Source organism: Methylobacterium frigidaeris (assembly GCF_022179185.1).
Classification (GTDB): Bacteria; Pseudomonadota; Alphaproteobacteria; order Rhizobiales; family Beijerinckiaceae; genus Methylobacterium; species Methylobacterium frigidaeris.
The window spans coordinates 242512-254345 of the sequence record NZ_BPQJ01000005.1; the positions used below are offsets into that span (position 1 = coordinate 242512).

At 70.6% G+C, this 11834-nt stretch carries 9 protein-coding genes; 6 read left to right on the forward strand and 3 right to left on the reverse strand.

All coding sequences use genetic code 11. The features are described 5' to 3' along the window. Positions 1 to 1245, reverse strand: a complete 1245-nt coding sequence (locus MFF64_RS07770; protein ID WP_238190302.1) for an amidase — start codon at positions 1243 to 1245, stop codon at positions 1 to 3. Between the two features lie 283 nt (positions 1246 to 1528). On the opposite strand from MFF64_RS07770, the gene lptB reads away from it, so the two are divergent. The 5 genes from lptB (at position 1529) to MFF64_RS07795 (ending at position 6019) form a co-directional block, all read left to right on the forward strand. Then, on the forward strand, positions 1529 to 2344 hold the full coding sequence (lptB, locus tag MFF64_RS07775) for an LPS export ABC transporter ATP-binding protein (RefSeq protein ID WP_099902312.1): 816 nt from the start codon (positions 1529 to 1531) through the stop codon (positions 2342 to 2344). Between the two features lie 488 nt (positions 2345 to 2832). Next, on the forward strand, positions 2833 to 4392 hold the full coding sequence (rpoN, locus tag MFF64_RS07780; protein ID WP_238190304.1) for an RNA polymerase factor sigma-54: 1560 nt from the start codon (positions 2833 to 2835) through the stop codon (positions 4390 to 4392). Between the two features lie 141 nt (positions 4393 to 4533). Beyond that, on the forward strand, positions 4534 to 5130 hold the full coding sequence (hpf, locus tag MFF64_RS07785) for a ribosome hibernation-promoting factor, HPF/YfiA family (protein WP_099902888.1): 597 nt from the start codon (positions 4534 to 4536) through the stop codon (positions 5128 to 5130). A gap of 90 nt (positions 5131 to 5220) precedes the next feature. Continuing rightward, entirely contained in the window at positions 5221 to 5685 is a 465-nt protein-coding gene (gene ptsN / locus MFF64_RS07790; RefSeq protein ID WP_099902886.1) for a PTS IIA-like nitrogen regulatory protein PtsN, read from the forward strand. Positions 5686 to 5701: 16 nt separating this feature from the next. Beyond that, positions 5702 to 6019 carry a hypothetical protein gene (locus MFF64_RS07795; RefSeq protein ID WP_099902892.1) on the forward strand — a complete coding sequence of 106 codons (318 nt, stop codon included), beginning with the start codon at positions 5702 to 5704 and terminating at the stop codon, positions 6017 to 6019. 243 nt (positions 6020 to 6262) lie between these two features. Here the strand turns inward: MFF64_RS07795 and MFF64_RS07800 are convergent, their stop codons facing one another. Then, positions 6263 to 9454 (reverse strand): efflux RND transporter permease subunit, encoded by a 3192-nt coding sequence (locus tag MFF64_RS07800; protein WP_099903858.1) that lies wholly within the window; start codon positions 9452 to 9454, stop codon positions 6263 to 6265. Between the two features lie 385 nt (positions 9455 to 9839). Then, positions 9840 to 11090 carry an efflux RND transporter periplasmic adaptor subunit gene (locus MFF64_RS07805; RefSeq protein ID WP_438823059.1) on the reverse strand — a complete coding sequence of 417 codons (1251 nt, stop codon included), beginning with the start codon at positions 11088 to 11090 and terminating at the stop codon, positions 9840 to 9842. A gap of 88 nt (positions 11091 to 11178) precedes the next feature. Here MFF64_RS07805 and MFF64_RS07810 point away from each other — a divergent pair, with 88 nt between their 5' ends. Beyond that, positions 11179 to 11793 carry a TetR/AcrR family transcriptional regulator gene (locus tag MFF64_RS07810; RefSeq protein ID WP_099901231.1) on the forward strand — a complete coding sequence of 205 codons (615 nt, stop codon included), beginning with the start codon at positions 11179 to 11181 and terminating at the stop codon, positions 11791 to 11793. Positions 11794 to 11834: the final 41 nt, after the last annotated feature.

Genomic DNA, 11834 nt, shown 5'->3' on the forward strand with positions numbered 1-11834 from the left:
TTACCCCCTCAACGCCCGCTCGATCAGCCCCGCCGCCGCGAGCGCCCGGCCGTCGTCGCCGAACCGGGCGATCACCTGGACGCCGACCGGCAGGCCGGCCTCCGTCCGGTCGACCGGCAGGGTGACGCAGGGCACGCCCATCAGGGTCCACAGGCGGTTGAAGCGGGAATCCCCCGTATGGTCGAGGCCGGCGGGCGCCGCGCCGGGCGCCGCGTAGGTCAGGAGCACGTCGAAGCCGTTCTCCGAAAAGACGTCCTTCAGGCCGCGCCGGGCGTGGTGGGCGGTGCGGCGGGCGGCGTCGTAGGCCGCCGTCTCGATTCCTTGCGCCTCGTCGAGGGCGGCGCGCAGGCGCGGCGGCAGGGCGTCACGGTGGGCGGCGTATTCCCAGGCCAGCGCCTGGCGCGCCTCGTAATCCTGGATCGTGCCGTGGGCCGCGAAGGCCTCGCCGAACGGGGCCGGCAGGGTGAGGTCGCGGATCGCCGCACCTGCCCGCTCGGCGGCCGCCGCCGCCCGGGCGAGGGCGGCCTCCGCCTCCGGCTCGGGGGTGGCGCAGAACTCCTGGCGCAGGATCCCGATGCGGGGCGCGCCGCCATCCCCCGCTCGCGCGATGGCCGGCCGGTCGGCGAGGAGCGCCAGCGCGTGGGCGGCGTCTGCGACGCCGGCCGCGAACAGGCCGAGCGTGTCGAGGGCCCAGGAATAGCACTTCACCCCCACCGTCGGCAGCAGACGGAACGACGGCTTGACCCCGACGACGCCGCAGAACGCCGCCGGGCGGATCACCGAGCCTCCCGTCTGGGTGCCCAGCGCCAGCGGCAGCATCCCGGCCGCCACCGCGGCGGCCGAACCGGCCGAGGAGCCGCCGGGGGTGTGCCCGGGATTGCTGGGATTGCGGGTCCTGGTCGGGTCGAGGAAGGCGAAGGGCGTGGTGGTGGTCTTGGCGAGCGGCACCGCGCCGAGACGCTTCAACCGCGCCACCACCGGCGCGTCGGCGAGCGGGCGCCAGTTCTCGTAGATGCTGGACCCCATCCGGGTGGGCAGGTCGGCGGTGTCGATGATGTCCTTGATCCCGACCGCGATGCCGGCGAGCGGGCCGCTCGCCGGGACGGCCGGCGCGGGATCGACGCAGACCAGGGCGCCGACCTCCGGCTCGCGGGACGCGATCGCCTCGCGCACGAGGCCGACCGCCCCCTCGGGCGTCAGCCGGCCGGCATCGATTCGGGCGCTGAGGTCGAGGAGCGAGAGCATCGGGCGGTCCGGGCGGGAGGAATCGGGTCGAGCGCCTTTGTAAGCGCAATGGGGCCGCGTGTTCCAGAACACGCGAGGGCGCGCGGGGCGCGTTGCGGCCGGGGCCCGGCTTCGGCTAAACCGGCGCCGTTCACCCGTCGCACGGCCGCCTGGGGCGGAAAGGCCGGCGCGACGGGGCGCCGACGCGCCGGGATCCTTCGCCGGCATCCTTCGCGAGAGAGCCTGCCCCGTGACCGTTCCCTTCGCCCTGCCGCTGCAAGCCCAGGCATTCCCGACGCATGCGATGCCGGCCGCCTCACGCCTGGGGCGCCTGTTCGGCCGCGGGCGCAAGGCCGGGGCCCTGGCCCAGGACGGCGCCGCCGACGGCTCTAGCGGGCCCGGCATCCTGGCGGTGGCCGGCCTCAAGAAGAGCTACGGCGCCCGCACGGTGGTGCACGATGCCGGCCTGACCGTGCGCAACGGCGAGGCGGTGGGCCTGCTCGGCCCCAACGGTGCCGGCAAGACCACGATCTTCTACATGATCACCGGCCTGGTCTCGGCCGATCGCGGCACGATCAGCCTCGACGGCCACGAGATCACCCGGCTGCCGATGTACCAGCGCGCCCGGCTCGGCATCGGCTACCTGCCGCAGGAGGCCTCGATCTTTCGCGGCCTCAACGTCGAGGACAACATCCGGGCGGTGCTCGAGGTAGTGGAGCCGGACCGCAAGGCCCGCGAGCGCAAGCTCGATTCGCTCCTCGACGAGTTCAACATCACCCGCCTGCGCAAGTCGCCCTCGATCGCGCTCTCGGGCGGCGAGCGGCGGCGCTGCGAGATCGCCCGGGCGCTCGCCTCCTCGCCCTCCTTCATGCTGCTCGACGAGCCCTTCGCGGGCATCGACCCGATCGCGGTGGGCGACATCCAGGAACTGGTGATGCACCTCAAGGGCCGCGGCATCGGCGTTCTCATCACCGACCACAACGTGCGCGAGACGCTGGGTCTCATCGACCGGGCCTACATCGTCCATTCGGGCCGCATCCTCACCGAGGGCACGCCCGACGAGATCGTGGCGAACGAGGATGTGCGCCGGCTGTATCTGGGCGAGGACTTCCGGTTGTAGCGATTCGTGTCCAGATCGAGTGAACCCTCTCCGTGGATCCTCCCGCGTGGTCATTCCGGCCGCGCGGCGGAACCCGGGATCCAGACACTCAGGTCGTGCAGGACGAAGCGGAACGGTGTCAGCCTTTTTCTGAACCGGCAGCGGTTCTGGATTGCGCGTCGCGCCCCTTCGGGTCCGGGCTCCGCTGCGCAACTCCGGAATGACGCAGAGAGGCGGCGCCGTCGGCGACGCCTGAAGGATGCCTTGCTTCGTCGGCACCTTGATCGATTTCTCTCACCCTGCGTCGCGACGCAATCCTTATGCCGGGCGAGCCCTTTTTGCGCTGGCGCCCGGCCCCGGCCTGCGCCACGCTCGCGGCGGATCACGCAGGATCCTCAGGATCGCTTTGACGCGTGCCACGCTTCGGTTTAAAGCTGCTGTCAGATGTCTGAAGCAAGACTTGTGCCGACCCCGGCCGGAACCGGGGCGTCGCATGGCGGGGCTGGCTGATGGGTTTGCTGCAACGGCTCGAGATGCGCCAGGGCCAGGCCCTGGTGATGACGCCGCAACTCCTGCAGGCGATCAAGCTCTTGCAGCTCTCCCATCTCGACCTTGCGGCTTACGTCGATGCCGAGCTGGAGCGCAACCCGCTCCTGGAGCGGGCCGAGGTCGAGGCGATCGGCGAGCCCGGCGAATCCCGTGGCGAGGCGGCCGAAGCGAGCCGCGGCGACGGCGACGGGTTCGACGGTGATGGTGCGGCCGAGCCATGGCTCGCCCACGACCTCAACCCGAGCCGCAGCGAGATCGAGGGCGACCTCGGCACCCGCCTCGACAACGTGTTCCCGGATGACGGCCCGGTAGGCCGCGAGACGTCGGCGGTGGGGGCTGAGGGGCTGTCGCTCACCCCGGCGCCCTGGAGCGGCACCGGCGGCAGCTTCGACGGCGAGGCGCCGGATTTCGAGGCGACGCTGACCGCCGAATCCTCTCTGCACGACCACCTCTCGGCCCAGCTCGACATCGCCACCCGCGACCCCGTCGAGCGCCTGGTCGGCGGCTTCCTGGTCGATGCCATCGACGAGGCCGGCTACCTCCGCGAGGATCTCTCCGCCCTGGCCGAGCGCCTCGGCGTCGCTCTCCCGGTGGTCGAGCGGGTGCTGGGGATCGTCCAGGGCTTCGACCCCTCGGGCGTCGGCGCCCGCGACCTCGCCGAGTGCCTGGCGATCCAGCTGCGCGAGCAGGACCGGTTCGATCCGGCGATGCAGGCGCTCGTCTCGCGCCTCGACCTCGTCGCCAAGCGCGACTTCGCGGGGTTGCGCCGCCTGTGCGGGGTCGACGAGGAGGACCTCGCCGACATGCTGTCCGAGCTGCGCCGCCTCGACCCCAAGCCCGGCCGCGCCTTCGGCGCCGGCCCGGTCGAGGTGCTGGTGCCGGACGTGTTCGTGCGCCCGGCCCCGGACGGCTCCTGGCTCGTCGAGCTGAACAGCGAGGCCCTGCCCCGGGTGCTGGTCAACCAGAGCTACTACGCCACCGTCTCGCGCGGGGCGACGACCGAGACCGACAAGGCCTTCCTGTCGGAATGCCTGCAGACCGCCAACTGGCTCACCCGCAGCCTGGAGCAGCGCGCCCGCACCATCCTGAAGGTGGCAAGCGAGATCGTGCGCCAGCAGGACGGGTTCTTCGTCAACGGCGTCGCCCATCTGCGGCCGCTCAACCTGAAGACCGTCGCCGACGCGATCGGCATGCACGAATCCACCGTCTCGCGGGTGACCTCGAACAAGTCGATCGGCACCAGCCGCGGCACCTTCGAGATGAAGTACTTCTTCACCGCGGCGATCCCCGGGGCGGCGGGCGCCGCGGCCCATTCCTCGGAGGCCGTGCGCCACCGCATCAAGCAACTCATCGAGGCCGAGACCGCCGCCGACGTCCTGTCGGACGACGCCCTGGTGCAGCGCCTGCGCGGCGAGGGGGTCGACATCGCCCGCCGCACCGTGGCGAAGTACCGGGAATCCCTGCGCATCCCCTCCTCGATCGAGCGCCGGCGCGAGCGCGCCGCGATGCCGGCGCGCTGAAGCGCCCGGCCACCCGCCTGCCGCAACTGAGCCGGCTTCGTTGACTTCGCGTCCGGGCGTTCTTAGCTCTTGAGGGCTGGCCCTGGCGCCGGAGACGTCCCCGGAGCCTGGGCCGACGAACGACGAGACCGGAGGGAGCTGATGGCAGCGTTGCGCGTGTCGGGTCGTGGCGTGGATCTCGGGGAGGCCCTGAGAACCCGGGCGGAGGAGCGGATCTCCGCGGCCCTCGCCAAGTACTTCGACGGTGCCTACAACGGCCACGTGACGGTCGCGCGGGACGGCGGCGCCTATCGCACCGACTGCGTGCTGCACCTGCCCTCGGGCATCACCCTCGAGGCCTCGGGCACTGCCCACGACGCCCATGCGAGCTTCGACCAGACCGCCGAGCGGATCGAGAAGCGCCTGCGCCGCTACAAGCACCGCCTCAAGTCCCACCCGAACGGCCACGCCAAGGATCGGGCCGTCAACGGCGGCCTGCCCGACACCGCCGTGATGGAGGCGGCCTACTCGGTGATGGAAGCACCCGAGGAGGATACCGGCGAGCACCCGCCGATCATCGCCGAGAGCACCCGCACCTTGCACCGGCGCACGGTGAGCGAGGCGGTGGTGGAGCTCGATCTCACCGGTGTCCCCGTTCTCGTCTTCGTTCACGCTGGAACCGAGCGGGTCAACGTCGTATATCGTCGTGGCGACGGCGCGATCGGCTGGATCGATCCGCCGGAACGCGGCACTCCGTGAGCGGGCCTGAACCCCTCTCGCGGAAGGCCTCCGGTCCTGGAACAAGTGCGGGGCGCCTTGGCGCTCCCCGCCGATGAGGCAGCGGTCTCGATGCCATTGCTGGAATTCCTGAAGCCGGAGGCGGTCCTCCCGGCGCTGCGCGCGCAGGGGAAGAAGCAGGTTCTGCAGGAGCTGGCTGCCCAGGCGGCCCGCCACCTGCCGGGCCTGGACGAGCGCGAGATCTTCGAGACGCTGCTGCAGCGCGAACGCCTCGGCTCGACCGGCATCGGCGAGGGCGTGGCGATCCCGCACGGCAAGCTGTCGGGGCTCGACACGCTGTTCGGCCTGATGGCCCGCCTCGAGCGCCCGGTCGATTTCGAGGCCCTGGACGGCCAGCCGGTCGACATCGCCTTCCTGCTGCTCGCCCCCGAGGGCGCCGGCGCCGACCACCTGAAGGCCCTGGCCCGGGTCGCCCGCGTGCTGCGCGAGCCCGGCATCATCGACCGCATCCGCGCCGCCCGCGACGCCGACGCGCTCTACGCCCTCCTGACCCAATCCCCCGCCCAGGCGGCGTGAGAACAGCGGCGTGACGATGCGGACTTCCCTGTGCGCGGCGGTCTTCCTCCTCGCCGCGACTGCCGGCGCGCGCGCCACCGACGGAACCTGCGCCCGCGACCTCCTGGTGGCGCAATCCTCGCAGAGGACGGCGATCGAGCGCCTGGAGACCCTCGGCGACAGCGAGGCCGATCGCTGCCGCGGCTGGCGCCAGCACGTCGACACGATGCGCCGCGCCGCCACCGTCTACGGCCGCTGCCTTTCGGGCGCGGAGCGGAGCCAGCGCCTGGCCCAGGTCCAGGGCTCGGAGAAGGAATTCTCGGACTTGCTGCGGAGCCAGTGCAAGGGCCGGTAGGCGAGTTCCGGAGGCGGCCCCTCTCGCCGCTTCAAGGCTCTGCCTCACGGCCTGATCGCTGGGCACCCGACGTTTTGACACTCTCAGGGTCATTCCGGGGCCGCGCAGCGGAGCCCGGAATGACCCTGAGAGGGTTTCAACTCCACGAGGGCAAGTCGGATCTACGAGAACAGATCGGACAGCTTCTCGTGAGGCGGCGCGGTTCCTCCTCCCGAAGGACCGGCGCCACCGGCGGATCCCCCCTCACGCCGCCTCGACCACCCGGCCCTCGGCCACTGCCTCAGGCCCGCCATGCTGCTTCAGCGGCCGGTTCCCGGTCAGCCGCCGCAGCAGCACGTAGAAGACCGGGGTCAGGAAGAGCCCGAACGCCGTCACCCCGATCATCCCGGAGAACACCGCCACGCCCATTGCGCGGCGCATCTCCGAGCCGGCACCGGTGGCGGTGACGAGGGGCAGCACGCCCATGATGAAGGCCATCGAGGTCATCAGGATCGGGCGAAGCCGCAGGCGGCTCGCCTCGATCGCGGCCTGGACCGGCGTACGGCCGGCAAATTCCAGTTCCCGGGCGAATTCGACGATCAGGATCGCGTTCTTGGCGGACAGGCCGACGAGGACGATGAGACCGATCTGCGTGAAGACGTTGTTGTCGCCCGAGGACAGCCAGACGCCGGTCATCGCCGCGAGCAGGCCCATCGGCACGATCATCAGGATCGCCAGAGGCAGGGCCAGGCTCTCGTACTGCGCCGCCAGGACCAGGAAGACGAGGAGCAGGGCGAGGGGAAACACCCAGACCCCCGAATTGCCGGCGATGAATTCCTGGTAGGTGAGGTCGGTCCACTCGAAGGCGAAGCCACGCGGCAGGGTCTCGGCGGCGATGCGCGCCGCCGCTTCCTGCGCCTGGCCCGACGAGAAGCCGGGGGCCGCACCCGCGTTGATGTCGGCGGTGAGGAAGCCGTTGTAGCGCATCGCCCGCTCGGGCCCGGCGGTTTGGCGCACGCGCAGAAGCGTGGAGAGCGGCACCATCTCGCCGGAGCCCGCCCGCACCTTCAGCAGGCCCACATCGTCGGAGCGGGCGCGGAACGGCGCGTCGGCCTGGACCCGGACCGAGTAGGTGCGGCCGAACCGGTTGAAGTCGTTGACGTACAGGGATCCGAGGTAGATCTGCAGCGTGTCGAACACATCGGTGACCGGGATGCGGAGCTGGCGCGCCTTGGTCCGGTCGATGTCGGCGAAGAGCTGCGGCACGTTCATCTGGAAGCTGGAGAACAGCCCGGCGAGTTCGGGCGCCTGCGCGGCCTTGGCAAGGAAGGCCTTCGTCGCCTCGTTCAGCGCGTCGTAGCCGAGGCCGGCCCGGTCCTCGATCTGCAGCTTGAACCCGCCGATCGTGCCGAGGCCGTTGACCGGCGGCGGCGGGAACATGGCGATGAACGCCTCGGGGATGGCCGCGTACTTCTTGTTCAACGACATCGCGATGGCGGCGCCGCTGAGCGACGGGTCTTTTCGTTCCTCGAAGGGTTTCAGGGTCGAGAACACGATCCCCGAATTCGACGAGTTGGTGAAGCCGTTGATCGAGAGCCCCGGGAAGGCGACCGCGCTCTCGACGCCCGGCTCCTTAAGGGCGATCTCGCTCATCTTGCGGATCACCTCCTCGGTCCGGTCGAGGGTCGCGCCGTCGGGCAGCTGCGCGAAGCCGACGAGGTACTGCTTGTCCTGGCCCGGCACGAAGCCGCCGGGGATCTGGCGAAACAGCATCGCGGTCGCGCCGACGAGGACGAGGTAGATCACCATCATCGCGCCCTTGCGCGAGATGACGCCGCCGACGCCGCGTCCGTACCCGTCCGAGGCCCAGCCGAAGGCGCGGTTGAAGCGGCGGAAGAACCAGCCGAGCAGGGTGTCGAGCACTCGGGTCAGCCGGTCCTTCGGCGCGTGGTGATCCTTCAGGAGCAGGGCCGAGAGGGCAGGGGACAGGGTCAGCGAGTTGATCGCCGAGATCACGGTCGAGATCGCGATCGTGAGGGCGAACTGCTTGTAGAACTGGCCCGTCAGCCCGCTGATGAAGGCGAGCGGCACGAACACCGCCACCAGCACGAGGGCGATGGCGATGATCGGCCCCGAGACCTCGCGCATCGCCTGGTAGCTGGCATCGCGGGGCGACAGCCCGGCCTCGATGTTGCGCTCGACGTTCTCTACCACCACGATCGCGTCGTCGACGACGATGCCGATGGCGAGCACGAGGCCGAACAGGCTGAGGGCGTTGATCGAGAAGCCGAAGATGTGCATCACCGCGAAGGTGCCGACGATCGAGACCGGCACGGCGAGAAGCGGGATGATCGAGGCCCGCCAGGTCTGCAGGAACAGGATCACCACCAGCACGACGAGGGCCACCGCTTCGAGCAGGGTGTGGATCACCGCCTCGATCGAGGCGCGCACGAACTGCGTCGGGTCGTAGACGATCTGGTAGTCGACCCCCTCCGGCATGGTCTTCTTGATCTCCGCCATGGTCCGGCGGACCTCGTCGGAGATCTGGATCGCGTTCGAGCCCGGTGATTGCGAGATCGGGATCGCGACCGCCGACTTGTTGTCGAGGAGCGAGCGGAGCGCGTAATCCGAGGCGCCGAGCTCGATCCGGGCGATGTCGCGCAGCCGCGTGATTGCGCCGTCCTCGCCGGTCTTGACTACGATGTCGCCGAACTGCTCCTCGCTGGTGAGGCGCCCCTCGGCGTTGAGCGAGAGCTGCAGGTCGAGGCCGGGGATCGCCGGCGAGGCGCCGATGACGCCGGCGGCCGCCTCGACGTTCTGGGCCTGGATCTCCCGGACCACGTCGCCGGCGGACAGGCCGTGCTCGGCGACCTTCTGCGGGTCGAGCCAGATCCGCATCGCGTAATCGCCCGAGCCGAAGAGCTGCACCTGGCCGACGCCGTCGAGGCGGGCGAGGCGGTCCTTGATGTTCAGCACCGCGTAGTTGCGCAGGTACGTCATGTCATACCGGCCGTTCGGCGAGACGAGGTGCACCACCATCGTCAGGTCGGGCGAGGACTTCACCGTGACGATGCCGAGCTGACGCACGATCGCCGGCAGCCGCGGCTCGGCCTGCGAGACCCGGTTCTGGACCAGCTGCTGCGCCTTGTCGGGGTCGGTGCCGAGCCGGAACGTCACGGTCAGCGTCATGATGCCGTCCGTCGTCGCCTGGCTCGACATGTAGAGCATGCCCTCGACGCCGTTGATCTGCTCCTCGATCGGCGTCGCCACGGTCTCGGCGATGACCTTGGGGTTGGCCCCCGGGAAGGTCGCGCGGACGACGACGGATGGCGGCACCACGTCCGGGTACTCGGAGATCGGCATCGCGAACAGCGACAGCAGCCCGCCGATGAAGATGAGCACCGAGAGCACGCCCGCGAAGATTGGGCGGTCGATGAAGAACTTGGAGAGGTTCATGCCGCCCTCCGGGGGCGAGAGGGATCCTGGAGGCGGCTGCCGCCCCATGCGTCAGGACAAGAAGAAATCGCGGCGTCCCCTCTCCACGCGATCCCGGGCTTGCCCGGGATCGCTGCACGGTGTGGGAGAGGGGTGGGGGTGAGGGTGGCGACGGTTCAGGATCAAGCACTGATCGGGGTGCCGGGACCGGAACGATCCGAGATCGACTCGGCAGCGTAGCACCCTCACCCCTGGCCCCTCTCCCGCATGGTGCAGCGATACCGGGCAAGCCCGGGATCGCCTGGAGAGGGGAACGGTGATCCACGAATGAAGGCCTGCGAGGATCGCAGGATCTGCCGACAGTTTTGTTAGATCTAAGCGACGCGAAGAAGCCGCAGGCCGGCTCTTACCGCTGCGCCAGCTTCCCGGCCCCCGGCTCCTGCATCGGCCGCGCGCCCATGGTCACGGGCGACGGGCTGACGAGGCTGCCCGGCCGCACCCGCTGCAAGCCGTTGACGACGATCCGCTCGCTCCCCGACAGGCCGGACGTGACGACGCGCAACCCGTCGACCGCCCGGCCGAGGGTCACGGCCCGGAACTCGGCCCGGTTGTCGGCCCCGACCACCAGCACGAAGCGCTTGTCCTGGTCGGTGCCGACCGCCCGCTCGTCGACGAGCAGCAGCCGCTCGGGCGCCGCCTGGCCGAGGCGCATGCGGGCGAACTGGCCGGGGATCAGGTGCCCGTCGCCGTTGGCGAAGGTCGCGCGTACCCGCACCGTACCGCTGCGGGCATCGACCTTGTTGTCGATGAACTGGAGATGCCCCTTGGCCCGCTCGCCATCCGCGGTCGTCATCTCGACTGGGATGCGGTCGAGCTTGCCGCGCCGGCCGGAGGGCTCGGCGATGGCGGCGAGCGCCTTCAGCATCACCGTCTCGTCGGCGTCGAAGCTCGCGTAGATCGGGTCGACGGAGACGAGCGTCGTCAGCACCGCGGCCCCGGCTCCCGTCGCCACCAAGTTGCCCGGGGTGATCTCGCGGCGACCGACCCGGCCGCTCACCGCCGCCCGCACCTCGGTGTAGTCGAGGTTGAGCCGCGCTGCGGCCAGCGTCGCCTTGGCGGCGTCGAGATTGGCTTTCGCCTCCTTGAAGGCGTTCGCCCGCACGTCGAGGTCGCGCGCCGTGACGATGCGCTGGTCCGACAGGCGCTGGCCGCGCTCATAATCGCTCGCCGTCAGCGCCAGCCGCGCCTCGGCGCCCGCCACCTGGGCCTCCAGGCGCTGCACCTCCGCCGCGTAAGGAGCGGGGTCGATCGTCACCAGGAGGTCGCCGGTGCGGACGAGATCCCCTTCCGAGAAATGCGTCGCCGCGATCGCGCCGCCGACCCGCGCCCGGACGTCGATGCGCTCGACCGCCTCGAGACGGCCCGAGAATTCGTTGAACAGCACCACGTCGCGGGGCTCGACTGCGGCGACCGGCACCGGCACGGCCTGCTCGACGGGCGGGGTCGCGGCAACGGCCTGGCTTCCGGAGAGGCGCGACAGGGGAGCGTAGTGGTAGGATGCCCCCGCCATGAGCGCGAGGACGAGGCCGGCCCCGACGAGGCGCGGTGTGCGGGAGGGGGCGACAGCAGGCTCGGAATTCACGACCGGCTCCGACATCTGTAAGGTACGATACACATGTCGGCGTGGACGCCGGCCGTCAAGTGACTTATCTACCACTCGATACAAAAGTTGGAGCCAGCGGACAATGGTGATGGGGCGGCCCCGGTCCTTCTGCACGGACAAGGCCCTCGACGAGGCGATGGAGGTGTTCTGGCGCCACGGCTACGATGGGGCGACCCTCGCGATGCTGACGAAGGCGATGGGCATCAAGCCTCCGAGCCTCTACGCCGCCTTCGGCAGCAAGGAGGGCCTGCTGAAGGCCGCCCTCGACCGCTACGCCGAGCGGCGCTCGGAGCACATGCGTTACGTGCTCGCCGGTGCCACCGCCCGCGACGTGGCCGAGCGCTTCCTGTCGAGCATCGCCGAGAGCCACACCGATCCGGCTAACCCGCCCGGCTGCCTCCTGGTCCAGGGAGGGTTGGCCTGCGGCGCCGGCTCGGAGAACATCCCGTTCGAGCTCGCCACCCGCCGCGCCCAGACCGAGACCGAGCTGCGCGAGCGCTTCGTGCAGGCGAAGCGGGCCGGTGACCTGGCCCAGGACAGCGAACCGGCCGCGCTCGCCCGCTTCCTGTCGACGGTCGCCTCGGGGATGGGGGTGCTGGCCTCCTCGGGGGCGGACCGGGAGGCGCTGCGGGAGGTGGCGCGCGTGTCGCTGGGAGCGTTCCCGCGGAGTGGCAAGGCGGCAGACGGGCCGGGCTGACGAGAGGAGAAGGCCCGCGGGGATTCGCATGCGAGCGCCCG